Annotated in this window: 32 protein-coding genes; 11 read left to right on the top strand and 21 right to left on the bottom strand. The window is 69.9% G+C overall.

Features of this window, described 5'->3' with window-relative positions; genetic code table 11:
- Positions 1–106 precede the first annotated feature (106 nt).
- The 5 genes from hemB to P1Y20_RS12525 form a co-directional block, all read right to left on the bottom strand.
- Positions 107–1141: a porphobilinogen synthase gene (hemB, locus tag P1Y20_RS12545; RefSeq protein ID WP_304449000.1), complete on the bottom strand. Its 1035-nt coding sequence runs from the start codon at positions 1139–1141 to the stop codon at positions 107–109.
- Positions 1142–1225: 84 nt separating this feature from the next.
- The gene (locus tag P1Y20_RS12540; protein ID WP_304448999.1) at positions 1226–3403 is read right to left on the bottom strand and encodes a heterodisulfide reductase-related iron-sulfur binding cluster; all 2178 of its coding nucleotides are present in this window, start codon (positions 3401–3403) and stop codon (positions 1226–1228) included.
- Between the two features lie 77 nt (positions 3404–3480).
- A complete protein-coding gene (locus tag P1Y20_RS12535) occupies positions 3481–4185 on the bottom strand; it encodes an energy-coupling factor transporter transmembrane component T family protein (RefSeq protein ID WP_304448998.1) in 705 nt (234 codons plus the stop codon).
- 3 nt (positions 4186–4188) lie between these two features.
- A complete protein-coding gene (locus P1Y20_RS12530; protein ID WP_304448997.1) occupies positions 4189–4905 on the bottom strand; it encodes an energy-coupling factor ABC transporter ATP-binding protein in 717 nt (238 codons plus the stop codon).
- Positions 4902–5483, bottom strand: coding sequence for a biotin transporter BioY (locus P1Y20_RS12525; RefSeq protein ID WP_304448996.1), 582 nt, complete (start codon positions 5481–5483; stop codon positions 4902–4904). The genes P1Y20_RS12530 and P1Y20_RS12525 overlap by 4 nt, the downstream gene beginning before the upstream one ends.
- 101 nt (positions 5484–5584) lie before the next feature.
- On the opposite strand from P1Y20_RS12525, the gene P1Y20_RS12520 reads away from it, so the two are divergent.
- Entirely contained in the window at positions 5585–6181 is a 597-nt protein-coding gene (locus P1Y20_RS12520; protein ID WP_304448995.1) for a conditioned medium-induced protein 4, read from the top strand.
- Positions 6182–6403: 222 nt separating this feature from the next.
- Entirely contained in the window at positions 6404–7048 is a 645-nt protein-coding gene (locus tag P1Y20_RS12515; protein WP_304448994.1) for a CRISPR-associated protein Cas4, read from the top strand.
- Positions 7049–7064: 16 nt separating this feature from the next.
- Here P1Y20_RS12515 and P1Y20_RS12510 read toward each other — a convergent pair whose 3' ends face one another.
- From P1Y20_RS12510 to P1Y20_RS12500, 3 genes are read right to left on the bottom strand one after another with little or no spacing between them, the layout of a single operon-like run.
- Positions 7065–7667: an L-threonylcarbamoyladenylate synthase gene (locus P1Y20_RS12510; protein ID WP_304448993.1), complete on the bottom strand. Its 603-nt coding sequence runs from the start codon at positions 7665–7667 to the stop codon at positions 7065–7067.
- A gap of 54 nt (positions 7668–7721) precedes the next feature.
- Positions 7722–8234 carry a redoxin domain-containing protein gene (locus tag P1Y20_RS12505; protein WP_304448992.1) on the bottom strand — a complete coding sequence of 171 codons (513 nt, stop codon included), beginning with the start codon at positions 8232–8234 and terminating at the stop codon, positions 7722–7724.
- Positions 8234–8494, bottom strand: coding sequence for a glutathione S-transferase N-terminal domain-containing protein (locus tag P1Y20_RS12500; protein ID WP_304449494.1), 261 nt, complete (start codon positions 8492–8494; stop codon positions 8234–8236). Before P1Y20_RS12500 ends, P1Y20_RS12505 begins: the two co-directional genes overlap by 1 nt.
- 163 nt (positions 8495–8657) lie before the next feature.
- Between P1Y20_RS12500 and P1Y20_RS12495 the strand changes: the two genes are divergently transcribed.
- Positions 8658–9950 (top strand): hemolysin family protein, encoded by a 1293-nt coding sequence (locus tag P1Y20_RS12495; protein ID WP_304449493.1) that lies wholly within the window; start codon positions 8658–8660, stop codon positions 9948–9950.
- 6 nt (positions 9951–9956) lie between these two features.
- On the opposite strand, the gene P1Y20_RS12490 is transcribed toward P1Y20_RS12495, so the two are convergent.
- The 3 genes from P1Y20_RS12490 to P1Y20_RS12480 form a co-directional block, all read right to left on the bottom strand.
- The gene (locus P1Y20_RS12490; protein WP_304448991.1) at positions 9957–11162 is read right to left on the bottom strand and encodes an inorganic phosphate transporter; all 1206 of its coding nucleotides are present in this window, start codon (positions 11160–11162) and stop codon (positions 9957–9959) included.
- Positions 11163–11249: 87 nt separating this feature from the next.
- Entirely contained in the window at positions 11250–11939 is a 690-nt protein-coding gene (locus P1Y20_RS12485; protein ID WP_304448990.1) for a DUF5828 family protein, read from the bottom strand.
- An 85-nt stretch (positions 11940–12024) separates the two neighbouring features.
- Entirely contained in the window at positions 12025–12240 is a 216-nt protein-coding gene (locus P1Y20_RS12480) for a DUF8007 family protein (protein WP_304448989.1), read from the bottom strand.
- A 79-nt stretch (positions 12241–12319) separates the two neighbouring features.
- On the opposite strand from P1Y20_RS12480, the gene P1Y20_RS12475 reads away from it, so the two are divergent.
- Together P1Y20_RS12475 and P1Y20_RS12470 are read left to right on the top strand one after the other, a co-directional pair.
- On the top strand, positions 12320–12718 hold the full coding sequence (locus tag P1Y20_RS12475) for a cupin domain-containing protein (RefSeq protein WP_304448988.1): 399 nt from the start codon (positions 12320–12322) through the stop codon (positions 12716–12718).
- Complete coding sequence (locus P1Y20_RS12470; RefSeq protein WP_304448987.1) at positions 12715–13356, top strand: DUF8052 family protein; 642 nt, start codon at positions 12715–12717, stop codon at positions 13354–13356. Before P1Y20_RS12475 ends, P1Y20_RS12470 begins: the two co-directional genes overlap by 4 nt.
- Positions 13357–13455: 99 nt before the next feature.
- Here P1Y20_RS12470 and P1Y20_RS12465 read toward each other — a convergent pair whose 3' ends face one another.
- From P1Y20_RS12465 to P1Y20_RS12455, 3 genes are all read right to left on the bottom strand, one after another.
- Positions 13456–15279, bottom strand: coding sequence for a carbon starvation CstA family protein (locus P1Y20_RS12465; RefSeq protein ID WP_304448986.1), 1824 nt, complete (start codon positions 15277–15279; stop codon positions 13456–13458).
- 136 nt (positions 15280–15415) lie between these two features.
- A complete protein-coding gene (locus P1Y20_RS12460) occupies positions 15416–16402 on the bottom strand; it encodes an ArsA family ATPase (RefSeq protein ID WP_304448985.1) in 987 nt (328 codons plus the stop codon).
- The gene (locus tag P1Y20_RS12455) at positions 16402–16698 is read right to left on the bottom strand and encodes a DUF7990 family protein (RefSeq protein ID WP_304448984.1); all 297 of its coding nucleotides are present in this window, start codon (positions 16696–16698) and stop codon (positions 16402–16404) included. The genes P1Y20_RS12460 and P1Y20_RS12455 overlap by 1 nt, the downstream gene beginning before the upstream one ends.
- A 110-nt stretch (positions 16699–16808) precedes the next feature.
- On the opposite strand from P1Y20_RS12455, the gene P1Y20_RS12450 reads away from it, so the two are divergent.
- On the top strand, positions 16809–18005 hold the full coding sequence (locus P1Y20_RS12450; protein WP_304448983.1) for a CobW family GTP-binding protein: 1197 nt from the start codon (positions 16809–16811) through the stop codon (positions 18003–18005).
- A 10-nt stretch (positions 18006–18015) separates the two neighbouring features.
- On the opposite strand, the gene P1Y20_RS12445 is transcribed toward P1Y20_RS12450, so the two are convergent.
- Complete coding sequence (locus tag P1Y20_RS12445; protein WP_304448982.1) at positions 18016–18420, bottom strand: SRPBCC family protein; 405 nt, start codon at positions 18418–18420, stop codon at positions 18016–18018.
- Between the two features lie 16 nt (positions 18421–18436).
- The gene (locus tag P1Y20_RS12440) at positions 18437–18757 is read right to left on the bottom strand and encodes a hypothetical protein (protein ID WP_304448981.1); all 321 of its coding nucleotides are present in this window, start codon (positions 18755–18757) and stop codon (positions 18437–18439) included.
- An 18-nt stretch (positions 18758–18775) separates the two neighbouring features.
- Here P1Y20_RS12440 and P1Y20_RS12435 point away from each other — a divergent pair, with 18 nt between their 5' ends.
- From P1Y20_RS12435 to P1Y20_RS12425, 3 genes are all read left to right on the top strand, one after another.
- On the top strand, positions 18776–18991 hold the full coding sequence (locus tag P1Y20_RS12435) for a DUF8107 family protein (protein ID WP_368662152.1): 216 nt from the start codon (positions 18776–18778) through the stop codon (positions 18989–18991).
- Between the two features lie 34 nt (positions 18992–19025).
- Complete coding sequence (gene upp / locus P1Y20_RS12430; RefSeq protein WP_304448979.1) at positions 19026–19703, top strand: uracil phosphoribosyltransferase; 678 nt, start codon at positions 19026–19028, stop codon at positions 19701–19703.
- Positions 19704–20017: 314 nt separating this feature from the next.
- The gene (locus P1Y20_RS12425) at positions 20018–20251 is read left to right on the top strand and encodes a hypothetical protein (RefSeq protein ID WP_304448978.1); all 234 of its coding nucleotides are present in this window, start codon (positions 20018–20020) and stop codon (positions 20249–20251) included.
- A gap of 6 nt (positions 20252–20257) precedes the next feature.
- Here P1Y20_RS12425 and P1Y20_RS12420 read toward each other — a convergent pair whose 3' ends face one another.
- The gene (locus P1Y20_RS12420; RefSeq protein ID WP_304448977.1) at positions 20258–20875 is read right to left on the bottom strand and encodes an IMPACT family protein; all 618 of its coding nucleotides are present in this window, start codon (positions 20873–20875) and stop codon (positions 20258–20260) included.
- 108 nt (positions 20876–20983) lie between these two features.
- Between P1Y20_RS12420 and P1Y20_RS12415 the strand changes: the two genes are divergently transcribed.
- A complete protein-coding gene (locus P1Y20_RS12415) occupies positions 20984–21184 on the top strand; it encodes a DUF8147 domain-containing protein (protein ID WP_304448976.1) in 201 nt (66 codons plus the stop codon).
- Position 21185: 1 nt separating this feature from the next.
- On the opposite strand, the gene trpY is transcribed toward P1Y20_RS12415, so the two are convergent.
- The gene (trpY, locus tag P1Y20_RS12410) at positions 21186–21689 is read right to left on the bottom strand and encodes a TrpY family transcription regulator (RefSeq protein WP_304448975.1); all 504 of its coding nucleotides are present in this window, start codon (positions 21687–21689) and stop codon (positions 21186–21188) included.
- Positions 21690–21955: 266 nt separating this feature from the next.
- Here trpY and P1Y20_RS12405 point away from each other — a divergent pair, with 266 nt between their 5' ends.
- Positions 21956–22804, top strand: a complete 849-nt coding sequence (locus P1Y20_RS12405) for an alpha/beta fold hydrolase (protein WP_304448974.1) — start codon at positions 21956–21958, stop codon at positions 22802–22804.
- Between the two features lie 21 nt (positions 22805–22825).
- Here the strand turns inward: P1Y20_RS12405 and hisB are convergent, their stop codons facing one another.
- The 3 genes from hisB to hisA form a co-directional block, all read right to left on the bottom strand.
- On the bottom strand, positions 22826–23416 hold the full coding sequence (gene hisB / locus P1Y20_RS12400; protein ID WP_304448973.1) for an imidazoleglycerol-phosphate dehydratase HisB: 591 nt from the start codon (positions 23414–23416) through the stop codon (positions 22826–22828).
- A 49-nt stretch (positions 23417–23465) separates the two neighbouring features.
- The gene (locus tag P1Y20_RS12395) at positions 23466–24839 is read right to left on the bottom strand and encodes a tryptophanase (RefSeq protein ID WP_304448972.1); all 1374 of its coding nucleotides are present in this window, start codon (positions 24837–24839) and stop codon (positions 23466–23468) included.
- Between the two features lie 108 nt (positions 24840–24947).
- On the bottom strand, positions 24948–25679 hold the full coding sequence (gene hisA, locus P1Y20_RS12390; RefSeq protein WP_304448971.1) for a 1-(5-phosphoribosyl)-5-[(5-phosphoribosylamino)methylideneamino]imidazole-4-carboxamide isomerase: 732 nt from the start codon (positions 25677–25679) through the stop codon (positions 24948–24950).
- Between the last annotated feature and the right edge of the window lie 6 nt (positions 25680–25685).

The following is a 25685-nucleotide window of genomic DNA, read 5'->3' as shown; positions in this document are numbered from 1 at the left end:
TACCGTCCAGAAACCCCACGTCTACACCGATTCTATCCGGACGTTCGTCCAGTGCAAATGTTGCCAGACAGTCAATTCGGCCTCGCGCGCGCCGGGGTATCGCGACTCAGGGGGTCGACAGGTCCTCGGCGAGACGTTCGGCGAAGTACGTCACCACCAGGTCGGCCCCGGCGCGCTTGATGGAGAGGACCGACTCGCGGGCGACGGCGTCGAGGTCGAGCCACCCCTTCTCGGCGGCGGCGTGGAGCATGGCGTACTCCCCGCTGACGTTGTAGGCGGCGACGGGGTGGTCGTACGTCTCGCGGACGGCCCGGACCACGTCGAGGTAGGGGAGCGCTGGTTTGACCATCAGCACGTCCGCGCCCTGTTCGACGTCGAGGCGCACCTCGCGCATCGCCTCGCGGGCGTTCGCGGGGTCCATCTGGTAGTGGCTCCGGTCGCCGAAGGCGGGCGCGCCGTCGGCGGCGTCGCGGAACGGGCCGTAGAACGCCGACTCGAACTTCGCGGCGTAGCTCATCACCGGGACGTCCTCGTGGCCCGCGTCGTCGAGCGCCGCCCGAATCGCGCCGACCATCCCGTCGGTCATGCTGGAGGGGGCGACCATGTCCGCGCCCGCGTCGGCCTGCGACACGGCCGTGCGCGCGAGCAGGTCGAGCGTCCGGTCGTTCTCGACGGTGAGCGACGAGTCGGTGACGTGCGCCGGGTCGTCGCCGCGGTGGAGGCGCTCCCACCGCCCGCGGGCCTCGTCGGTGAGCACGCCGCAGTGGCCGTGGCTCGTGTACTCACAGAGACAGACGTCGCCGACGACGTAGGCGTCGGTCTCCTCGCTCACGGCGCGCATCGCCCGCTGGACGACGCCGTCCTCGGCGTAGGCGCGCGACCCGACCTCGTCCTTCGACTCGGGGATGCCGAACAGCATGACGGCCTCGACGCCCGTCTCCAGCACCTCCTCGACGCGGTCGACGATGCCCGAGACGGGGACCCGGACGTGCCCGGGCATCGACCCGATGGGGACGCGCTCGTCGGTCGTCGCGTCGACGAAGACGGGGGCGATGAGGTCCGACGGCGACAGCGTCGTCTCGCGCACCAGCGGCCGAATCCCGTCGGTCCGGAGCCGGCGGGGGCGGTGAGTGAGGTCCATACCGGACCGTCGAGGGGGGCGGTGAAAGCCGTTGTCGATGCGCGCCGACGGGAGCGAGGCGGTCGATGGAGGAAGGGTCGACGCTCAGTCGTCGGCGGGGGCGGCCGACTCCGACGTCGAGGGCTGTGCGGCGGTTCCGCCGGCCTCGACGGCCTCGGCGAGCAGTTCCGAGAGGCCGACGATTTCGATGTGCTCCTCGAAGCCGCCGGTCTTGCGGCCGTCCTCGTACATCGTCAGGCACATCGGGCAGGCGACGACGAACTTCTCGACGCTCGCGCCCGCGTCGGTGTCCTCGAGCGCCTCGCGGAGGCGTTCCTCCGAGGGTTTGGTGTCCTCCTCCAGGTCCATCCAGAGGCCGCCGCCGCCGCCGCCACAGCAGAAGGAGTTGGCGCGGTTACGCGGCATCTCGTGGAGGGCACAGCCCGTCGCGCGCACGAGGTCGCGGGGCGCCTCGTACTCGTCGTTGTACCGCCCGAGGTGACAGGGGTCGTGGTAGGTGACGGTGTAGTCGAGTTCCGTCCCCGACAGCGGGAGGCGGCCCTCGGCGACGAGTTCCTGGACGACCTGCGTGTAGTGATACACCTCCACCTCCCCCTCGGCGTTCCAGAAGCCCTCGATGTCGAAGTCCATCATCGGGTCGTCGGCGAACTCCTCGAAGTCGACCTCCGGGTACTCGTTCTTGAACGTGTTGTAGGAGTGGGGGTCGGTGCAGACCAGCTTCTCGAAGTCGCAGGCCTCGAAGGACTCGATGAGCGTGCCGGCCTGTTCGAGGTAGAGGAACTCCTCGCCGACGCGCCGGATGTCGTTACCGTCGTACACCTCGTCGTCGTAGAGGATGCCGACGGAGGCGTCGGCGTGTTCGAACAGCGTGGCCAGCGAGCGGGCGACGCGCTTGTTGCGGTCGTCGAAGCTCGGGTAGTCGCCGACGTACCAGAGGTACTCGACCGTCTCCTCGCGGGCGTCGGTCACCTCGAAGTCGAGGTCGTCGGTCCAGTCGGCGCGCTTGCGTGCGGGGTCGCCGAACGTGTTGCCCTTCTGCATCACGTTCTGGAAGACCTCCTGCATGCTCGGCTTGATGGCCCCCTCGTCGGTCATCTGGCGGTTCATCCGCGTGAAGGAGTTGAGGTGCTCGATGTCGACCGGGCAGGCGTCCATGCAGGCCATGCAGGCCATACACGACTCCATCGTCTCCGTGTCAATGACGGAGCCGCCGTCGGCGACGATGGGTCGCTCCTCGCCGCCGGCGTCGAGCGACTCGCGGTACGCCTTCAGGTCGAGGATGACGTCGCGCGGGTCGAGCGGCCGGCCGGACGCCTTCGCCGGACAGACCGACGAACAGCGCCCGCACTTCGTACAGGCGTCCTGGTCGAGCAGTTCCTTCCAGGTGAAGTCGTCGATGGACTCGGCGTTGGTGTGTTCGAAGTCCGCCGGGATGCCGGGCAGGCGCTGGCCGGCCATCTCGTCGTGCGTGACGACGTTGGCGAAACTCGATATCATGTGGAACGGCTTCGCGTAGGGGACGGCCGCGATGAAGACGAACGCGAGCAGCGCGTGCGACCACCACGTGAGGGGGTAGACGGCCCGCGCCATCGCCTCGTCCATGCCGGCGACGCGGAGGACGTCGGCGACGAACCAGCCGACGAAGCTCACCGTCTCGAAGTCGGGAAAGCCCGTCCCGAGGATGCGAATCCCCTCGACGAGGTAGCCGCCGACGCCGAGGAAGAACAGCGTCCAGACGAGGAAGGCGTCCTCCCAGTCGGTGTGTTTCCCCCAGAGGCGCTCCTTGTTGACGACGTAGCGCCGGTAGAGCGCGACGCCGAGGCCGACGACGAACAGCAGCCCCATCGCGTCCATCACCAGCGAGTACGAGAGGTAGAAGTCACCGACGAAGAAGGAGGGCTGACCGAGCGCCTTCGTCCAGATGTCCATGTCGATGGCGAGGATGGTCGTCCCGATGAGCAGCGTCAGGAAGCCCCAGAGGATGAACGCGTGCATCACGCCGCCGACGAAGTCGCGGTCGAAGAGCTTCTCGTTCGACCCGACGGCCTTCGCGGAGCGGGCGATGCGGCCGGGCAGGTCACTCAGGCGGTCGAAGGGGTCGGCGCTCCCCCGCGCGTAGCGGGCGAAGCGGTCGTAGACCCCCCAGAGGAAGACGGCGATGGTGAGAACCGCGAGGTAGTAGAACACCAGCTCACCGACCGGACCGATGAGCCAGAACGTCTCGCGCGTCACCTCCGTCCCTCCCTGTAGCGGGTATGTCATACTCTATCAGCAACGAAGCAGGGGGTTAAGTCTTACCAACGGAATCCGCGTCGCGTCGGGTTGTTTTCGCTGGTAGCTCAGAGCAGCCCCCAGGTGAACAGGGTACACGCGAGCGCGAGCACCGGCACGTCCACGCGCGCGAGGGCGAGCGGCGGGAGCGTGGGGTTCCACGAGAGACAGCGCGCGCGCATGGCGAGCGAGAGCGTCTCGGTCCGTCCGAGCGCGCGCGCCAGCCCCGCCGTCGCCACGAGACGCATCCGGTCGACGAGCGGGCGTTCGTCCCCCAGTCGCGCCGCCGACGCCTCGCGGGCGCGCCGGAGGTCACCCCGGAACACCGCGAGGTTCCGGAAGACGAGCGCGACACCCGTCCCGAGGACCCGACCGGGCTTACCGGGGACGAGTCGCTGGACCGCCGCCCGTGACTCCCTGACGGGCGTCGTCCGGACGTACGCGACGCTCACGAGGACGACCAGCAGCGTCCGGTAGCTGGCGAGGGCGGGCGCGCGAGCGTCGGCGACCGAGAACCACGGCGGCCCCAGCGTGGCTCCCTCGACCACCGGCAGGAGGACGAGGAAGGGGAGCAACAGCCGGAGGTCCGCGAGCGCGCGCGCCGGGTGCGTCCGGGCGGCGAGGAGTATCGCTGCACAGACCCCGGTCAGGACCGCGAGTCCCGGGACGGTCGTGTGTGCCAGCGCGGCGACGGCGAAGCCCGCCTGGACGGCGAGTTTGCTCCGGGGGTCGAGGCGGTGGGCGAACGACTCGCCGGGGGTGTAGGTCGACACGACTCAGGGAGGGGCGTCGGCGGCGACCGGCCGGACGTCGTGCACTGCGAGGCGGGACGCGACCGACTCCGGCGGGCCGTCCTCGACGACCCGGCCCGCCGAGAGGACGACGAGCCGGTCGGCGACGTCGAGGACGTCCCGCAGGTCGTGGGTGACGACCACCACGCCGGTCCCCTCGTCGTTGAGGGCCACCAGTCGGTCGAGGACGGCCGTCCGGGCCGGCCAGTCCAGCCCGGCGAACGGTTCGTCGAGGACGAGGTGGGCGGGGCGCATCGCGAGCGCGCCGGCGATGGCGACGCGGGCCTGCTCGCCGCCCGAGAGGGCGTCGATGCGCTCGTCGCGCCGGCCGTCCATCCGGACGGCGGCGAGCGCCTCGCCGACGCGACGGTCGATTTCCTCGTGGGCGAGTCCGAGGTTCTCCGGGCCGAAGGCCACGTCGGCGCCGACCGTCGCGGCGACGAAGCAGTCCCGCGGGTCCTGGAAGACCATGCCGACGCTGGTGCGGGCGGCGACGACGTCCTCGTCGACGGGACGGCCGTCGACGGTGACCCGTCCCTCGTCGGGGGGCAGCAGGCCGTTGAAGTGCCGGACGAGCGTCGTCTTGCCCGAGCCGTTCGCCCCCGCGAGGAGGACGAACTCGCCGTCCGCGACCGACAGCGAGACGCCGTCGAGCGCCTGGGTCGCCCCGTAGCGGTGGACGAGGTCCTCGACGCGAATCATGCCGCCGCGATGGCGTCGCTCCGGACGATGCCGACGGCCGCGGCCGCCTTCAGCGCCTCCGCCGGGAGGAAGACGAGCGCCCCTCCGACGACCGCCGCCCGGACGCCGAGGTCGCCGAAGAACATCAGCCCGAGGGCGCCAAGCGCGTAGATGACGAGCGTCCCGAGCGTCAGCGCCGCGACGAGGCGGAACAGGCTCGCCGCGCTCGGGTCGCGCAGCGTCGCGCCGCCGTGGACGACGAGGCCGATGACGCCGGCCGCGAGCGGGTACGAGAGGAGGTACCCGCCGGTGGGGCCGAGCAACTGTCCGACTCCCGCCGCCCCCCCGAGGAACACCGGCGCGCCGAGCGACCCCGCCGCGAGGTAGAGCACCATCGAGACGGTCCCCCAGACCGGCCCGAGGAAGATACCCGCGAGGAACACCCCGAGGACCTGTAGCGTGATGTCCGTCGGCGACACCGGGTTCGGGAAGACCACGTAGGCGAACGCACCGGTCAGCGCCGCGAACAGCGCCGCCCGGGCGACGTTCTCGACCGTCTCGTCGCCCACGAGGTCCACCGTCTGCTCTGTCGTGTCCATGTCGTCTCGGCGGTCGTCGTCAACCACATTGAACCCGTCGGTTGACGGGAGGGGTAGGCAGTAGATTCAAGAGGGGGAGTCGCGTGACCTTACAGCCACTAATGAACAAGAAGACCGAGGAACTCCGCGACATCTTCATCGACGTCACGGAGGGCGAGACGGTGACGGAGAAGCAGGAGGCGGCGAGGGGGTCACTCAGCGAGGACCGGGGGCGAATCGAGGCGCGCATCGACGAACTCGTCGCGCGCATGCGCGAGCAGTTCGAGTTCCGGACGGACCTCGCTGACGACGACCTGCTGACGGTCATCTACGGGTTCTTCGACGGCGAGAGCGACGCCGCGCTCGCCGAGCGCCTCGACGCCGACCGCGAGACGGTCGTCCGGGCGCGTCACGACCTGCACCTGCTGCGCGAGCGCGAGACGGACGCACCCTTCGAACTCCAGCGCCTGCGCGAGTTGCTGAACGAGGACCGCCCGGTCACCGAGGTGGCCGCGGAACTCGACGTCGCCGAGTCCACTGTCCGCAAGTACCGCGCGGTCGTCGAGACTCAGACCCGTCGCCGGAGCGTCAACGACCGCTTCCACAGCGAGTTCGAGGAACTGCTCACGGACGCCGACCTCGCCGGCCACACCGAGGAGGTCCAGGAGGACGGCCTCGACGAGGCCACCGACGGGATGGAGACGGACGTTTCCTTCTAACCGACGTTTTACTGCGCTCGTTCGCGCGCCTCCGACGCGCTCACTCGCTGGTAAAACCTCGACCGAAACCGCGCCTCACCCCCTTCGGAGGTTCGACGCGTCCGCTCGCTCCCGGCGGTCGCTCGCGGTGCGGTTCAGTAGTGACTACTCGAAGGGAGCCACCGACCGACGGACAACGCGCCAGGCCGAACGTTCAAGTAGGGGAACGGGACCAGACCCGTCGTGCAGGCAATCACCGACGTCTCGCTCGCGGCCTACTGCGCGCGGAAGCTCTACTACCGCCGCCGGGACGACAGTCCGTACCCCGAGCGCGACGAACGTCACGAACTCGCCTTCCGGTACGACGAGTTGCGCGACCCGGCGACCGACCTGCGCGCGGAACCCATCGCCGTCTCGCCGACGGCCTACCGGGCGGCGCTCGGCCGCTCGGGGGCCCGAATCGACGCCTTCGACGCCCTCTGTAATCCGCCGAAGCGCGACGTCTTCCTCACCGGTCGACAGGTGCGCGGGGTCGCTCACAAGGTCGTCGAGGAGCCGCTCGCGCCGAGTCTCGTCTCGGCCGGCGTCCCCCCCGAAACGGGGGTCTGGGCGCCCCAGACCGTCCGGGCGGTGGCGATGGCGAAGGCGCTCGCGTGGACGCGCGAGACGCGCGTCGAGCGGGCGTACGTCGAGTACCCGACGCACGGCGTAGTGCGCGAGGTACCGCTCACCGCCCGGCGGACCGGCCAGTTCCGACGAGCGCTCCGGACGGCCGCGAGCGTGACCGGGCCGCCGGCGCGGACGCGCGACCGGGCGAAGTGCGAACCCTGCGAGTACCGGGACGAGTGTGGCGTCCGGACGCGGTCGCTCCGGTCGCTGCTGGGGTAGGCGAGGTCGGGTCAGGTCAGTAGTCGGCCAGCCAGTCCTCGACGGCGTCGGCGTTCGCCCCGCGCCGGTGAATCGACCCGGCGGAGACGTCGACGACGGTGCTCTCGGTGCCGGCGAGACCGCCGGCGTCGAGGACGGCCCCGACCCGGTCGCGGAGCGCGGGGTCGATGTCGTCGACGCGTCTGGCGCTGCCCGCGCCGCTCCGGTTGGCGCTCGTGGCCGTGACGGGCGTCGGCGCGACCCGCCGGAGGAGCGCGAGCGCGACGGGGTGGTCGGGGACGCGCACGCCGACGCGGTCACGCCCGGCGGTGAGGACGTCTGGGACGCCCGCGCGTCGTTCGACGACGACGGTCACCGGACCGGGAAGGAACCGTTCCATGAACGCCATCTCGCGGTCGGTCGGACGGGTGTGCACGCGGGCGGCCTCGACGCTCGGGACGGCGAGCGAGACGGGCTTCTCGCGCGAGCGGCCCTTCAGGTCGAACACCCGTTCGACGGCGGCGGCGGAGCGGGCGTCCGCGCCGAGTCCGTACACCGTCTCGGTCGGGTAGACCACGCACTCGCCGTCGCGGACGGCGGCCGCCGCCGTGGCGAGGTCGGAGTCGGAGACGTCGCTCATCGTCGGCGGTGGGCGCGCGGCGCGAAAAAGCGTAGCGGGTCGCCGGCGAGTCGGTTACGCGACGTGCTCGTCGATGGCGGCCTCGACCTCGTCGTAGTCGGGGAACTCGGGCCACTCGGCGGCGACCCACGCGTACTGAACCGTCCCCTCGGTGTCGACGAGGAAGACCGCGGGGCGGGGTTCGCTGACGCCGGTCATCCCGTCGAGGTCGTTCGCGATGCCGTACCGTTCGGCCACGCCGTTCGCCGGGTCCGAGAACAGCGTCGCGTCGACGCCGCGCTCCTCGATGAGCGTCTTGTGCTCGTACGGCGAGGAGACGGAGAGGCCGACCACGCGGAGCCGGTCGGTCCACCCCCGGTCCCGGACCTCGTTCCAGAGGTACGTCGAGGGAAACGCCCCGTCCATCGTGTGGAAGACGAGCAGCACGGGGCCCTCCTCGTAGAGGGCCGAGAACGAGGTGTCCTCCCAGTACTCGGCGTTGACGAGCGGCCGGGTGAAGTCCGGCGCCGACTCGCCGACGGCGGGGTGGTCGACGGGGCCGAGGTCGACGACGTCGAAGTCCACCATCAGGCCGCACCCCCGTCGCCGTACTCGGAGCGGAGGTAGTCGACGATGTTCGCGCTCTCGGACATGGTGACGCCGGTGTGCTCGTCGACGATGGCCGGGACGGTTCGCTTCCCACTGAGGCGCCTGACGACGTTCCGGTCGGAGTGCATCGGCTCGACGAACCGCGAGCGGTACGGCAGGTCGAGTTCGTCGAGGACGCGCACGACGCGTTCGCAGTAGGGACACGCCTGCAGTCGGTAGAGCGTGATCGTCTCCTCCATGCGTCGGAGGACGGGCGTGAGCGTCCTAAGCCCTTCGACGTCCATGACAACGCTTAATCTCGACGGGCCAGAAGAGCACCCGTCAATGGGCCATCGTCTCTCGGGAGTTCTCACTGCGACCACCCTCCAGCAGGTCGAGATCGGACCGCTGGCGCTGAGCCAGATGCAGTTCACGCTCATCGGCGTCAGCGTCATCTTCCTGCTCATCGTGCTGTCGGCGTTCTTCTCGTCGTCGGAGATCGCCATGTTCTCGCTCGCGTCCCACCGCGTCGACGCGCTCAACGAGGAGGGGCGACCGGGCGCGGCGACGGTCAAACGACTCAAGCAGGACCCCCACCGACTGCTCGTGACCATCCTCGTCGGGAACAACATCGTCAACATCGCGATGTCGTCCATCGCGACGGGGCTGTTGAGCTTCTACCTGAGCGGCGGGGCGGCCGTCGCCGTCGCGACGCTCGCCATCACCGCCGTCGTCCTCCTGTTCGGCGAGAGCGCCCCCAAGTCCTACGCCATCGAGAACACCGAGAACTGGGCGCTGCGCATCGCCCGTCCCCTGAAACTCGCCGAGTACGTCCTCCTCCCGCTGGTCGTCACGTTCGACTTCCTCACCCGACAGGTCAACCGGGTCACCGGCGGCCGGGCGGCCATCGAGACCTCCTACGTCACGCGCCAGGAGATAAGCGACATCATCGAGACCGGCGAGCGCGAGGGCGTCCTCGACGAGGACGAACGGCAGATGCTCCAGCGGACCCTCCGGTTCAACGACACCATCGCCAAGGAGGTGATGACCCCCCGCCTCGACATGACCGGCATCCCGCAGGACGCGACCATCGAGGAGGCCATCGAGACGTGCATCCACAGCGGCCACGCCCGGATGCCGGTCTACGAGGGGAGCCTCGACAACGTCGCCGGCATCGTCCACATCCGCGACCTCGTGCGCGACCTCAACTACGGCGAGCGCGGCGACCTCGAACTCGGCGACCTCATCGAACCGACGCTCCACGTCCCCGAGTCGAAGAACGTCGACGAACTCCTGCGCGAGATGCGCGAGAACCGGATGCACATGGTCATCGTCATCGACGAGTTCGGGACCACCGAGGGACTGCTGACGATGGAGGACATCACCGAGGAGATCGTCGGCGAGATACTCGAGGGCGAGGAGGACGAGCCCATCGAGTTCATCGACGAGGAGACGGCGCTGGTCCGCGGCGAGGTCAACATCGACGAGGTGAACGACGCCCTCGACATCGAACTCCCCGAGGGCGAGGAGTTCGAGACCATCGCAGGGTTCATCTTCAACCGTGCCGGCCGCCTCGTCGAGGAGGGCGAGGAACTCTCCTACGAGAACGTCGTCATCCGCGTCGAGCAGGTCGACAACACCCGCATCATGCGTGCACGTATCTCGAAGGACCGGACGTACGAGGAACCCGAACCGGAGAGCGTCTCGACCGAGTAATCGCCCTCAACCGACGAGGGCGGCGAGGGCCGTCGAGACGGCGAAGTACGCGCCGTAGCCGACTCCGATGGCGCCGGCGAGCGAGGCCAGCCACGCGAGGACGGTCTTCACCATCTTCTCCCGACTGACGCCCGCGCCGCCGGCGGCGTAGCCGCTCCCGATGATGGCGCTGACGATGATCTCGTTGAACGAGATGGGGACGCCGAGGAAGACGGCGACCTGCGCGATGACGAACGACGGGATGAGCGCCGCGATGGAGCGCCGCGGACCGAGCGAGGAGTAGTCCTGCGCGATGGCCTTTATCATCCGCGGCGCGCCCGTCCACGACCCGAGCAGGAGGCCGAACCCGCCCCCGAGGAGGACGACGGTGAGCGGGACGAAGACCCCGACGTCGTCGAGCAGCGGGAGGAGGGGGCCGACCGCGAGGCCGACCTGACTCCCGCCGGCGGAGAACGCGACCAGCCCGCCGAGGACGAGCAGGAAGTGCCGCTGGGCGCGCACCTCGTTCCGGGCGATGTCACGGGCGAGGACGAGCGCGAAGAGCACGGCCGCCAGCACCGAGACGGCCACGACGACCAGCGAACTCGAGAACGAGGGGAGTTCGAGCGCCGTCGCGCTCGCGATGGACGCCGACTCGCCGGCCGGGCCGAGCAGGGCGAACTCGACGTTTGCGAGGACGACGCCGACGACGGCACCGAGCACCGGGATGGCGACGCGTTCCGAGACCGACTCGTTGCGAAGCAGGCGGGCGGTGGCGTAGGCGAGGCCGCCGCCGACGAAGGGAGTGAGCGTCCAGACCGCCGCTATCTCCTGGTACTTCGCCCACGCCGGCGCGCCGCCGAGCGCGAGACCGACGCCGATGACCGCCCCCGTGACGGTGAACGCGGTAGCGATGGGGTAACCGGTGAACACCCCGATGGCGACGAGCACCGCCGCGAGCGTGAGCGCGACCACCGCCGCCAGCGGCGTGAGCGTCACGCCGCTGATGAGCTGTCGACCGACGGCCTCCGAGACGTTCGCCCCCTGGAGGACGGCGCCAAGCAGGCCGAGCAGGCCGACGACGAACCCCGCGCGCATCACCGAGATGGCGTTCGCCCCGACAGCCGGGGCGAAGGGGGTCGAACCGGACGACCCCGCACCGATGGCCCACGCCATGAACAGACTGGCGACGCTAGCGACGAGTAGAGTGACGACGACGAGCGCGGAGACCATCTGCACCACCTACTGCGTAAGCTGCAATGAAGGGCACGCTTGCGGTGGGATTTCGGGCGGGCCGGAGGCGGGTGTCGGCGGGTCGGGTCAGTTCACGGTCGGTCGGACGTCGTCCTGGCTCTCGGGGATGTCGACGCCGTCGCCGCCCTCGACGGCTTCGAGCGCCGCCGTCTCCTTCTCGGTGTCGACGTGCCAGCGGTCGACGGTGTCCTCGTAGTCGGCGAGGCACTCCGAGACCTCGTCCTTCAGGTCGTCGTCGTTGACGTTCACCTCGAAGGAGTAGACGCGCTCGCCGCCCCGGGACGACCGCTGGACGTTCGCGCTGACGAGGTCGTTGTCGAAGTAGTAGGGGGCGATCTGCGTCATCACGTTGCGGTAGACGGTCCCCTCGACCTTCCGGAGGGCGCGCCGGCCCGCGGAGTCGGCCGCGCGCGCGACGTAGTCGATGGACTCGCCCCACTTGCTCATCGCCTCGTCGGTGTCGTCGGCGAGGCGGTCGTAGGACTCCGAGAGCTTCTCGCCGGCCGTCTTCAGGTCCTCGTCCGGTTCCTTCCCCGCACGCTCGCCCTTCCCCTCGCCGACGCTCGCCTGTTCCGCCGTCTTCTCGTTGACGTCTTCGTCCAGTCGTTCGTGGCTCTTCGGCCGCCACTCGTCCCACTCCTCGAACTCGGGCCCGTCCGCGCCGACGTCGATGAGCGCGCGCGAGAGGCGCTCGCCGTGTTCGACGATGTCGCCCCACGACCCGCGGACGCTGAATCCCGAAATGCTCTCTTCCATTCTCGCGAGGGCCTACGTCGGGGACACTAAAAAGCTTCTCCCGCGAGTTCGTGTCGCGAGACGTGGTACCGCACGACGGTCGCCCTCAGTTCCCGTACGTGAGTCGGGTCGCGACCGCGTCGAGGCGGTCCTTCACGCCCGAGAGCCACGCGCCGGGCGAGACGCGTCGCGCCTCGTCGTCGTCGACCTCGATGCGCGCGTCCCCGTAGGGGTCGCGGGCGCGTCCCTCCTCGTCGAGCGTCGAGGAGACGACGGTGCTCATCGCGCACCGTCCGCACGCTTCGGTCTCTTTTCCTCCCATACCGACCTGTCGGGGTGCAGGCGAGTTAAGCGTTCCCGTGAAGCACGGGGTTTATACTGCCGCTCGGCCGCCTACGGGTATGAGCTATCGCGTCGTGGACGCGGACGACCTTGACCCCGAACCGGACCGGCCGTGCACGCTCCAGCGACTCTCGGCGCCCGCCGACCTCGACGGCGTCGCCCTCAACCGCTTCGAGGCGGCCCCCGGCGAGCAACTCCCGCTCGCCTACCACTACCACGACGAGCAGGAGGAGGCGTTCTACGTCCTCGAGGGGACGCTCAGTGTCGAGACGCCCGCGGGAACCTACACCGTCCCGGCCGGGTCGCTGTTCGCCTGCGACCCCGGCGACCCCCAGCGCGCGTACAACCCGGCCGACGCCGACGGGTCGGTGTCGGTGCTGGCCATCGGCGTCCCGCCGGCCGCGGACGACGTCCACCCCTACGACCCCGACGCGGAGGAGGAGGACGGGCCGCGATGAGCGAGGCGCCCGTCGACGCCGGCGAGGGCGACGCCGACGAGCGCGAGGGCGCAGACGCGGGCGTCCCCACCCGCGCCGACCTCGGCGTCCCCGACTGGGAGGACGAGTACCTCGACCGGGTCGCCGACCGCCTGTTGCACAACTACGACCTCGAGGACGACTACGCCCTCGGCGGCGAGCGTTTCGACCTCTACGGTGAGATGCGTATCGAGAGCCGGAAACACTTCCTGCACCCCTCCGTCACCTACGGGAACCACGGGTCGAGCGAGTACCTCTACGCCCGGACGTCCTCGTCGGTGACCACCGCCGACCTCGAGCGCCTCGTCGCGCTCGGCCACGACCTCGCCGAGGGCATCGACCCCGACGAGGAGCACTTCAGCACCGACTACACCTTCGCGCTCGTCGTCCCCGAGATACCCGAGGCGGTCCGGGCGTTCGTCGACGGCTTCGAGGACCGCACCCTGCTGCGGTACGGCTACTACGGCCACTACGAGGTGAACCTGCTCGTCGTCGCGCCCGACGAGGAGGACCTCGTCGCGAGCGCCAACGCGGACGTCGAGGGGGCCTTCCGGCTCTGGGAGGGTGACGAACCGCGCCGCGGACTGGTCGGGCGACTGGCGGGGCTGTTCGGTCGGTAGTCCGCCGTCTCTCCTCCGTCGCCACGCCCGCGAGCCGCGGCGTCACGTCACGAGCGCGTCACGGAGTCGAGAACGCGAGAAGGGGAGTGTCGCGACCGGTCAGTCGTCGCCCGGGTCACCGCCATCTGCGACCGCCCGTCCGGAGCGGTCGCGCGCTTTTCTGATGTTCCCGACGCCGATGTAGACGAGCGACAGCGCCAGGCCGACGAGGGTGAGCGCGATGGCGACCTGGACGAGCGCGGAGGCCTGTGCGAACACGGTGGGACCGGCTTCGCCCCACTCGCCCTGGACGAACTTCACGTAGAGGTTGTCGTGGAACGCGAGCCAGCCGAGGCCGATGACGGTGATGGTGGTCATCAGCGCCATCGGCAGGCCGGTGCTGATGAGCTGTTTGCTGCGGTCCCAGTTGGCGAGCCAGACCGTCGCCGTCAGGAGCGCGAGCGCCGCGAGCAGCTGGTTCGCGCCGCCGAACAGCTGCCAGAGGGTGACCCACGACCCGCTGGTGATGAGGATGTACGCCGGAATCGCCTGGACCGCGGCGTTGCCGAAGCGGTCGGTTGCAAACGACTGGGCCGTCGTCTCGGGCGTTCCGACGATTTCCTCCAGCATGTAGCGCCCGAGGCGGACGGCGGTGTCGGTCGAGGTGAGCAGGAAGCTCACGAGCACGAGCGCCATGAACGGCCCGCCGAAGGAGGCGGGGAGGCCCAGGCTGGTGAGCATGATGCCGCCGCCCTCCGCGAACGTCGGGAGTGCGAGGCCGATGCCGCTGCCGACGTCGGGCGAGACGATGGCGACCGACGCGAGCGCCACCGTCGCGAGCAGTCCCTCGCCGAGCATCCCGCCGTAGCCGATGAGGCGGGCGTCGGACTCCTTGTTGAGCTGTTTCGAGGTCGTCCCCGAGGAGACCAGCGAGTGGAACCCGCTGATGGTCCCGCAGGCGATGGTGATGAACAGCAGGGGGAACAGCGGTGCGCCGGAGCGACCGATGAACCCGTAGTACGGTTCGAGGTTGGTGACGAGCGGTTCCGAGGACGACCCGAGGACCGTGCCGACGATGATGGCGAGCAGCGCCCCGCCGACGCCGGTGTAGAGCAGGAACGACGAGAGGTAGTCACGCGGTTGCAGGAGCACCCACACCGGGAGCGCGCTGGCGATGGCACCGTAGACGAGAATGACCGGCACCCACGCGGCGGTGTTCGCGCCGAGCGCGCCGACGCCGGGGAGCCACGCCCCCTCGCCGGAGAACAGGACGAGCGTGTTGGCGGGCGCGCGGGCCGCGGGCTCGAACAGCGCGACCGGGAGCTGGATGCCCGCGTAGACGCCGACGAACATGGCGACGACGAACGCCACCGTCCCGGGGACGAACGGGAGGTTCAACTGGTAGAGGTAGGCGCCGAAGAACACCGCGAGGCCGATGTAGATGAGGCTCGCGGTCGCCGCCTCGGGGTAGGCGTTGAAGACGATGCCGACGACGAGGGCGAACACCGCCACCACGAGGATGATGGTGAGGAAGGCGAACCACAGGAGCATGTTCTTGCCCCGCTCGCCGACGTACTCGCCGATGATGTAGCCGATGGACTTCCCCTCGTGGCGGAGGCTCGCCGACAGCGCGGTGAAGTCGTGGACCGCGCCCATCAGCGGGTTGCCGATGGCGATCCAGAGCAGCGCCGGGACCCACCCCCAGATGACGCCGGCGGTGATGGGGCCGACGATGGGCGCGCCGCCCGCGATGCTCGAGTAGTGGTGTCCGAGGAGGACGGGTTTCTTCGCCGGTACGTACTCCTGTCCGTCTTCGTACTTGTGAGCCGGCGTCTCGCGCGTGTCGTCGAGGTCGACGAACTGAGAGAGGTACCGGGAGTAGCCGAGGTAGCCGACGCTGAACAGCGTGAGGACTATCGCGACTAGCCAGATTATCTGAACCATGGTATCGGATAGTATGGTCTTCTGGTAACACGCTTAAAACTTCCCAATTATTTGCCGAGGATGACAACGAATCCGAGTGACGGTGCCCGTCTACGGGCGGTATAACCGCGATATTTTTCGTTTTGCCTTTCGGAAATTAAGATCGAGGCCCTCCTGTTCGGGGGTCGGGGGCCGTCACGTCGATGTCGAGGTCGGCGGCGACGTCGGCGAGGAAGTCGCCTTTTACCTCCGCGACGCGCGTCTCGATGACGCCCGCGAGCGGCTGGTCGAACGTCTCGCGGACCGTCTCGAGGCGCTCGCGCTCGGTCGCGCAGCGATTACGGAGGAAGCGCGCGCCGCGTCCCTCCTCGTGGGGTTCCGGTTCGGGCGTGAGGCGGTTGGCGACGAGCCCCGAGACGGTGAGGCCGTACTCCTCCAGACTCCCGACGGCGCGGCGCGTCTCGCGGATGGAGAGTTCGTCGGGATTGACGACGAGGAAGAAGGCGGCGTCCTCCCGGAGGGTCTCGCCGGCGAACTCGAAGTTCGCCTTGCGCTCCTGGAGGCGGGCGACGATGGGGTCGCCGACCATCGACCGGCGGGGTTCGCGGTTGCCGATGGCCGCCTTCTCGAAGAGGTCGACGCTCTGGGCGCGCTTCTCGAGGAGGCGGTCGATCCACCCGCCGAGGTACTCCGGCAGCGAGAGCAGGCGGAGGGTGCCGCCGGTCGGCGAGGTGTCGAACACGACGCGGTCGTACTCGTCTGCATCGCGCATCACGTCGATGAAGCGGTCGAACAGCGCCGCCTCGTGGGCACCCGGCGTCTGGTGGGCGAGTTCTATCTGCCGGTCTATCTCGTTGACGATGCCGGGGCTGACCTGGTCGCCCATGGCGCGCTTGATGTCCATCAGGTGGCGGGTGACCTCCTCGTCGGGGTCTATCTCCATCGCCGAGAGCGAGTCGTACCCCTCGACGGGGCGCGGGTCGTCGCCGAACGCCTGGTCGAAGACGTCGGCCGTGCTGTGGGCGGGGTCGGTCGAGACGACGAGCGTCTCGAGGCCCGCCTCGGCGCAGCGGTGGGCGTAGGCGCTCGACACCGTGGTCTTGCCGACGCCGCCCTTCCCGCCGAAGAAGACGAACGTGCGCATCAGAAGTGGTACTGCTGGCCCTTGCGTTCGAGCAGCGACTGGCGGTCCCACATGCGCCGCTCCCACTGCTCGAACTCCGTCGAGAGGTAGGGGAGCAGTTCGGCGGTGTAGTACGACACCGGACTCGGGATGCCGAAGGCGTCGGGGAAGCACGCGAGCAGGAAGGCGTCCTCCGCGTCCTCGGCCTCGTTCTCTATCTTCTCGTAGGCCGGGTGGGTGACGAGACCGTGGTAGAGCCCCCGCAGCCACTCCTCGAGGGTGGCGCGGAACGCCGCGATGCGGTCGGACAGGTCCATGCAAGACGGTCACAGGTCGCGGGCAAAAGGGTGTCGTCAGCGCGCCGCCGTCGAGGACACCTCCGACCCGGTGTCGCCGGCGCTAAGTGGTCGACGCCCCACGTTAGGGTATGGCAGCACGCGGCTCGACACCGGTCACCCTCCTGAGCGGCGCGCTCGGGGCGGGCAAGACGACGACGCTCAACCACCTGCTCGAACACGCCGACCGCCGTCTCGCCGTCCTCGTCAACGACATGGGCGAGATAAACATCGACGCGGCGCTCGTGGAGTCGCGCGCCGACGGCGTCACCGAACTCTCGAACGGCTGTATCTGCTGTGACCTGCGCGGCGACCTCGACGTGGCCGTCTCGCGGCTCGCCCGCGAGCGGGACTTCGACCACCTCGTCGTCGAGTCCTCCGGCATCAGCGAACCCGCGCCGGTCGCGACGCTGTTCACGACGGGCGCCGCGAGCGCCGCCTACGACCTCGACACGCTCGCCACCGTCGTCGACGCCGCCACCTTCGCGGAGACGCTCGCGGAGGGCGAGGAGACCGCCCGGACCGACGACGGACCGCGGCCGCTCGCGGACCTGCTCGCCGCGCAGGTCGAGTGCGCGGACGTCCTCGTGCTCAACAAGTGCGACCTCGTCGAGGAGGCGGAACTGACCGCCACCGAGGACCTCCTCCGGTCGCTCAACCCCCGTGCCCGTCTCGTCCGGACCACCCACGGCACCCTCGACCCCGGCGACGTCGTCGGGACGGGTCGCTTCGACCTCGACACGGTGAGCGAGACCGACGGCTGGCGGCGCGCGCTCGACCACGCCGCGGGGCACCACCACGGCGACGACGACCCCCATGACGACCACGACCACGACGACCACCACCCGCTCGCGGCCTACGGCGTCGACTCCGTCGCCTACCGCAGGCGGCGTCCGTTCCACCCCGGACGCCTCGCGAGCGTCCTCCGCGACCTGCCGGGGAGCGTCCTGCGCTCGAAGGGGCTGCTGTGGGTCGCCGGCCGCGACGACGTCTCGCTGCACTACAGCCAGGCCGGCCGCTCCTCGCGCGTCGAGGTACAGGGGAACTGGATAGCGAGCCTGGCGGAGTCGAGACAGGAGATGCAGCGGCGGATGCATCCCGAGGTGGAGTGGGACGAGACCCACGGCGACCGACAGTCACAACTCGTCCTCATCGGGCGGGGGATGGACGAGGAGACGCTCGTGACGGCGCTCGACGACGCGCTCGTCACCGACGCGGAGTGGGAGAGCGACACCTACGGCGAGAACCCGTTCCCGCGGGCGGGCGAGGAGCCGGTCGTCCTCCGGTAACGAGGGGAACTCAGCAGTCCGCCGCCAGCGCCGAGAGCGCCCGCTTCAACTCGCCGCGGCGCTTCCACGCCGCGAGGCGCCCCGAGAACGGGAGCGGGAGGCCGAGGTCGACCGCCGAGCGCATGGTCACGCGCGAGCCCTCGTCCTTCGGTTCGACCGTCACCCACGTCTCCATCGCGTCGAAGGGGCCGGCCTCCCCCTCCTGGCGGTAGTACCAGCCGTCGGCGCGCTCCTCGAAGCGGAGCGCGAGTTCGAGGCCGCCCGCGCCCGCCGTGACGACCGTCGCGTCCCCGCGCTCGTCGACGGCGCGGACCGCGAAGCTCCCCTCGTAGGCGACGAGCGACGCGGGGGTGAGCAGCGGGCGGACGACCGACGGCGGGGCGCGGACGAACCGGGAGACGGTGACCTCGCGCATATGGTCCTGCGTCGGTTCACCGGAGTAAAAGCGGCACGGAGAGCGCGCCGAGGAGGAGGAAGAGGGCGACGACGCCGTAGCAGAGCCGCAGGAGGCGCGATTCGGCGGGCACCTCCGAGAGCAGCGACGGGCGGGTCGCCCAGACGAGGCGGTGGTAGGCGCCGGCCACCGCGACGCCGAAGAGCGCCGTCGGCAGGCCGAACGCGGCCGCGTCGCCCAGCCCGTACGCCCAGCAGTAACCGGGGCCGAGCGAGAAGCTCAGCATGAACGCGAACGCGCAGACGACGAGGAACGGGACGGGGTCGACGGGCGTCCCGCGGCGGTTGCGGAGCTTCACGACCCGCGTAGACGCTCGATGGTAAAGTATCAAGCCCGTGGCCCGACCACGAGGGCCATGGCATCCCGCGGAGACCCTCGCGTGCTGTTCGTCATGAACGCCCTCCTCTCGACGGCGTTCGGCGCCGTCGTCCTCTGGGGGCTCGCGTTCCTCGACATCGTCGCGTTCACGGCCGTCAACCTGGCGACGATGGCGCTCGTGCTCATGGCGCTCACGTACGTCGTAACGCGCTGATTTTTTACCCCCCGGCGACCCGCTTCGAGTAAGCATGACCATCGAGGAGCGCGGAAACGCCTCGCTCGTCACCCACGCGCTGGCCCGAGACACGCTCTCGCGCATCCGCGACGTGGAGACCCAGCAGGTGTCCTTCCGGAAGGGACTCGTGAAGCTCGGCCGCATCTGCGGCTACGAAATCATCGACGGCGCGATGGAGACGGAGTACGTCCCCGTCCGGACGCCGATGACGGAGATGACCGGCGAGCGCGTCACCGGCATCGACGACGTCGTCATCATCAACGTCCTGCGCGCGGCGACGCCGTTCGTCGAGGGACTCCTGAAGGCGTTCCCCCGGGCGCGCCAGGGCGTCATCAGCGCCGGGCGCGACGAGGAAGCGGGCATGAACGAGGAGGGGGAGTTCCCCATCAGCATCGACTACGTGAAACTGCCCGAGATACACCCCGAGGACACCGTCATCGTCGCCGACCCGATGCTCGCCACCGGGTCGACGATGTCCGTCGTCCTCGACCACGTCCTCTCGACGCAACCGGAGCCGGCGCGGCTGTTCGTCCTCTCGGCGGTGAGCGCGCCCGACGGTCTGCTGCGCGTCGCCGAGCAGTTCCCCGAGGCGGACCTGCTGACGGTGTCCATCGACGACCACCTCGACGAGAACGGCTACATCGTCCCCGGGCTCGGCGACGCGGGCGACCGGGCGTTCGGGACGGACTAGACGGGCCGTCGCGCCCACCCGTCGCGGTCGGACCCTCCCGTTTCGGGTGGAGACCCCCGGACAGCGCCCGGACTCGACCCGCCCGAGCCCGGTCGGAAACGACCCCCTTGTCGGCTCAATAGTCCACCGGAGCGCCGACGAGCCCTCCGTTCGCGGGCGGAATCGGCGTGAACGGGAGGACGCCGTGCGCCGAACCCCCCGCCTTCGCCTGGAAACCGCCGGACGGGTGGTCGGTCGACCCGCAGTCGACCCGTCGGAAGCGGAGGACCGGAACGGTCTGTACCGTTATGAACCGTGGGGACGTCTCCGGAGCCATGGAACGACGACGGTTCGTCCGTCTCGGCCTCACGAGCGTCGGGCTGACGACGGTACTGGCGGGCTGTGGTGTCCCGGGCGGCGAGGACGAGGAGGGAGGCGGCTACGGCGGCGGTGGGGGCGAGGATGAGAAGGAGGGCGAAGGGGAGGACGACGGGGGAGAGGACGGTGACAGCGAGGGGGAGGATAGTGACGGCGGGGGCGGGAGCGACGACGAAGGGGAAGACGACTGAAACCGCTCACGCCACGTCCGCGCGACCGCTCGTGGCGCTCCGGAGGCGGTCGGCGAGCGCGTCGGCCTCCGACAGCGGGACGCGCGCGTCGAAACTGACGTCGCTCTCGTAGGTCGCGTCGAACTCGACGCCGGCGCTCTCCAGTATCCCGCGGACGGTCCCCGAGTCGTCGTACGCCACGGTGACCGAGAGCCGGCGGTGGGGTACTTCCTCGACGGTCCCGGCGGCCGCGACGGCCACCTTCGTCGCCCGCGAGTAGGCGCGCACGAGGCCGCCGACGCCGAGGTTCGTCCCGCCGTAGTAGCGCGTGACGACGGCCGCGACGTTCTCCAGTTCCTGGCCCTGGAGGACGTTGAGCATCGGCTTGCCCGCCGACCCGGAGGGTTCACCGTCGTCGTTCTGGTACTCGCGGAGCATCGCCGACCCGAGGGTGGCGTCACCGACCCGGACGCGGTAGGCGGGCACGTTGTGCGTGGCGTCGGGGTGGCGCTCGCGGACGGCCGCGACGAACGCCTCTGCGCCCTCGACGTCCTCGACGGGCGCGACGTAGCCGACGAACTCGGAGCCCCGGACGGCGAACGACGCGTCGGCCGACCCCGCGAGGGTGCGATACGAATCGGACACGGACGGGCTTCGGCGGCGAGGGGCAAACGGCTTTCGCGCCGGGGCGAGCGTCACCGACGACCGAACGCGGGACGAACGGCCTATGTCCGGGCGCGCCGTACCGAGCGCATGAACTACAGGGTGGTGGGAACGAGCGTCGTCGCGGCACTGGTGGTCTCCCTCGCGGTGGCAGTCGTGGTGACGGGGCTGCTCGCGGCCCGGGTGTGGCCGTCGGCACTGGTCGGCCTCCCGGCGGGTGCCGTCGCCGGCGTCGTCACGTACACCGTCGTCCACGCGACCCTCCAGCGGCGGCTGGCGGCGGCGGTCTGAGTCACTCCAGTTCGAGCTTCCGGACGAACGGCAGCGCGCGAACGGCGGTGATGACGTCGCCCGTGAGGTCGTCGTCGGTGATGAGGGTGAGTGTCGGTTCGTCGGTGAACTCCGGGTCCTCGCTGACGGTCTGACGGATGCTGATGTCGGCGTCGGCGAGCAGCCCCGTCACCCGGGCGACGATGCCGGGGGCGTCGGCGTCGTCGACGTAGACGGTGAGCACCGAGAGGTCGAGCACCGGCGCGAGGTCCTTCAGGCTCGGGATGGCGGAGATGTTCTGGAAGATGCGCCGCAGTTCCTCGTCCGCGAGGATGGCGTCGGTGGTCGCGTCGACGACGCGGCGGTCGACGTCTATCTCGCGGGCGATACCCGTGTTCGGAATCTCGATGCGACCCGAGACGACCCGGCCCTCGTCGCTGACGGAGAACCCGCGTTCGAGCAGCAGGCGGATGACCGCCTGCTGGCTGGGGCTGTTCTCGAACTTCTCCATTATCTCGTCGAACATCGCTTTCGAGGGGGTTTCGGGGACCGGGGCTTAGTGGTTTCCTCTGGCGGGACCGACGGTCGGACGGGTGAACCGCCTCCCGTCGGGAACACACGGACCATCGAACCATCTCGGGTTCGAACGGCCGTCCGACTGTCGTCACTCGGCCGGGTGAGTCACGAACGGTCACTGACCCCTCTGCAGTCGGATATTGTGTCACCGAGACATCGTACCGTTCCGAGAGTGTGAAGAATAGTTATGTATTCTAGCGATGTACTACAGCTGTTATGTCTCACGTAGACACTACTGACGGTACCCGCCTGTACTACGAAGAACACGGAGAGGGTGAGACGATACTCCTCGTTCACGGCTGGACGATGAACTCGGAGTACTGGTGGCGGGAGAACACGGCGGCACTCGCCGAGGGGCACCACGTCGTGACTTACGACCACCGGGGACACGGCCGGTCGGAGAAGCCTGAGGGGGGACACACGCTCGAACGGTACGCGAGCGACCTTCGTGACCTCGTCGAGGCCCTCGGTCTCGACGACGTCACGCTGGTCGGGTGGTCGATGGGGGCGGCAGTCGCACTCACGTACCTCGACCGCTTCGGTTCCGACCGTGTCAGGTCGCTCGCCCTCGTCGACCAGAGTCCGATGTTCTTCTCGGAGGACGACTGGGACTACCCCCTGTTCGGCGAGTTCTCACCGGAGGCGCTCGACGGCGTCGTGGCGGGACTGGAGACCGACCGTGAGGGGACGGTCAAGCCGGTCCTCGCGACGTTCTTCGCGGAACCGCCGGGGTCGGAGACGATAGACGAGATGTACGCAGAGACGACGCGGACGCCGACCGGGACAGCGACGGCCGTTCTGGCCGACATGGCGACCACAGACCTCCGCGACGTCGTCGCCGCCGTCGACGTGCCGACGCTCCTCTGTTACGGCGAGCAGAGCGCAGTGTTCCCCGGTGACGTCGGCGGGTGGCTCGAGAGTCGGATGCCGGACGCCACCCTCGTCCGGTTCGAGGGGAGCGGCCACTGTCCGCACTGGGAGGAACCGGCGACGTTCAACGCCGAACTCGCGGCGTTCGTCGAACGGACCGGTGCCCGCGACCGACCCCTCGCGGGACCGAAGTAGCGTTCCCGAGCGGCGTCGGCGCTACAGCGCGCCCTTCGTGCTCGGGGTGTCGTCGGCCCGTCGCTCGTCGACCCGCGTCGCGTCGTCGAGCGTCCGGGCGAGGCACTTGAACAGCGCCTCGAGTTCGTGGTGGGCGTTCTCGCCCTCGACCGTCACGTGGAGGGTCAGGCCGGCGTTCGTCGCCAGCGAGCGCGCGAAGTGCTCGCCCATGTGGCTGGTGAACTCCCCGACGCGGGCCTGTGAGAACGCGCCGTCGAAGCGAACGAGGGGCCGGCCCGAGACGTCGACGACGCAGCCGGCGACGGCCTCGTCGAGCGGGACGCGGCGGTCGGCGAAGCGGACGATGCCGCGCCTGTCGCCGAGGGCCTCGTCGAACGCCGTCCCGAGGGCGATAGCCACGTCCTCGACGGTGTGGTGGTCGTCGATGTGGAGGTCGCCGTCGCACGCCACCGAGAGGTCGAACAGGCCGTGCTTGGCGAACGATTCGAGCATGTGGTCGAAGAAGCCGACGCCGGTCTCGACGGTCGCCTCGCCGCTCCCGTCGACGACGAGCGTGACCTCGATGTCCGTCTCGCTCGTCTCGCGGACGACGGTGGCGCTGCGCTCTGTCATATCCGAGCAAGTGGCGGGGTGAACAAACCCGTTGCGCTCGACGGAGCGCTCAGCGCGGACGCAGTTCGGCGGTGAAGTGGCGCAGTTCCTTCATCGGCGGCTCCGAGACGATCTCCAACCCGGTGTACGCCTCGCGCTGCTCGCGCACGGTCGCGGCCGTCTCGGCGACGTGTTCGAGGTGCTCGCGCCAGTAGGTACGCCGGGGGAGCGCGAGGCGGACGTACTCCGGTCGGTCGGCGCCCGGGAAGGCGAACGAGCCGAGTTCGACGCCCCTGACGCCCCCCTCGCGGTAGAGTTCGCAGACGAGACGCTGGCCCGGGAACGCCCCGGGCGGGACCTGCGGGAGGAGGTCGCCGGCGTCGACGTAGACGGCGTGTCCACCCGTCGGCGTCACGATGGGTATCCCGGCCTCGGAGAGGAGTTCCCCGAGCGTCGCCACCTGCTCGACGCGCTCGGCGACGTAGGGGGGGTCGACCGCCTCCCGGAGGCCGACGGCGAGGGCGTCCAGGTCGCGCCCGGCCATCCCGCCGTAGGTGGGGAAGCCCTCGTAGAGGATGGCGCGCTGTTTCGTCCGTTCGAGGAGGTCGGGGTCCCGGACGGCGGCGAACCCGCCGATGTTCACCAGTCCGTCTTTCTTCCCGCTCATGGTGAGCGCGTCGGCGTAGGAGAGCTGTTCGCGCGCGACGGCGGCCAGCGAGCGGTCGGCGAAGCCCGTCTCGCGCTCGCGGATGAAGTGGGCGTTCTCCGCGAACCGGCAGGCGTCGACGACGAACGTCGCGTCTATCTCGTCGGCGAACGCGGCGGTCTCCCGGATGTTCGCCATGCTGACGGGCTGGCCGGCCGCCGAGTTGTTGGTGACGGTGAGGACGACGACCGGGACGCGCTCGGCACCCACCTCGTCGACCACCTCGCGGGCGCGCTCGACCGAGAAGTTCCCGAGGAAGTCGCCCTCGACGGTTCGGTCCCAGGCGCCCTCGACGGGGCAGTCGACCGCCTCGGCCCCCTGGTTGGCGACGTGCGCCCGGGTCGTGTCGAAGTGCGTGTTGTTGAGCACGACGGGTCGTTCGCGCCCTGAACTGCCGCCGGCCACGTCGCCCTCACCCAGCAGCGCCCCGTAGAGGACGTTCTCCGCGCCGCGGCCCTGGTGGGTCGGGACGACGTGCTCGAAGCCCATCACGTCGCGGACGGCCTCGCGCAGGCGGTGGAAGCTCTCGCTGCCGGCGTAGGCCTCGTCGCCGCGGACGAGCGCCGCCCACTGCGCGTCGCTCATCGTCCCCGTCCCGGAGTCGGTCAGGAGGTCGACGTACACCGCCGCCGCATCGAGGTTGAAGACGTTGTACCCCGCCCGCTCCAGGTTCCGCGAGCGCTCCTCGCGCGAGGGGAGGCGGATGGGGGTGACCATCTTCGCTTTGTACGAGCGCATAGCCGACGCTGTGTCCGACCGAACATAACTACACGTTTATAAATCAGTACCCGAGTGCAGGTTTCGACGCACGAACGCCCAGTGCTGGGCGTCGACGCGCGCCGACGGTCACTCGCCGCCGCCGACGGCGGCGATGGCCTCCTCCAGGGTGAACCGGCCCTCGTAGAGCGCGCTCCCGACGACGACGGCGGCGGCCCCTGCCCCCTCCAGGGCGCGCACGTCGTCGAGCGTGGCCACCCCGCCGCTGGCGACGACGGGGATGGAGACGGCGTCCGCGAGGCGCTCGACCGGGTCGGTGCGGACGCCCTCCAGTCGTCCCTCGACGTCGACGTCGGTGAAGAGGATGGCGCCCGCGCCGAGGTCCTCGTAGCGGGCGGCGGCCTCGGCCGGGTCGAGGCCCGTCCCCTCGGTCCACCCGGAGACGACCACCTCGCCGTCGCGCGCGTCGAGGCTCACCATCACCGTCCCCGGGTGGTGGGCGCTGATGGAGGAGACGACGTCCGGCGTCTCGACGGCGGCCGTCCCGAGGATGACGCGGTCGACCCCCCGGTCGAGCAGGTCCGTCGCGTCCGCGGCGGTCCGGATGCCGCCGCCCAGCTGGACGTCGACGTCGACGGCCTCGACGATGCGCTCGACGGCCGTGGCGTTGGCGCGTTCGCCCTCGAAGGCCCCGTCGAGGTCGACGAGGTGGAGGGTCCGCGCGCCCGCCGTCACCCAGCGTTCGGCCGCGTCGACGGGGTCGCCGTAGGTGCGCTCGGTGCCGCGCTCGCCGCCGACCAGCTGGACGACCTGCCCGTCCTGTACGTCGACGGCCGGGATGACCTCGAACTCCGGGAACATACCCCG

It is taken from the genome of Halomarina ordinaria, from assembly GCF_030553305.1.
Lineage (GTDB): Archaea > Halobacteriota > Halobacteria > Halobacteriales > Haloarculaceae > Halomarina > Halomarina ordinaria.
Note: the sequence above shows the minus strand (reverse complement) of the source record. Positions and strands in the feature narration are given on the sequence as shown.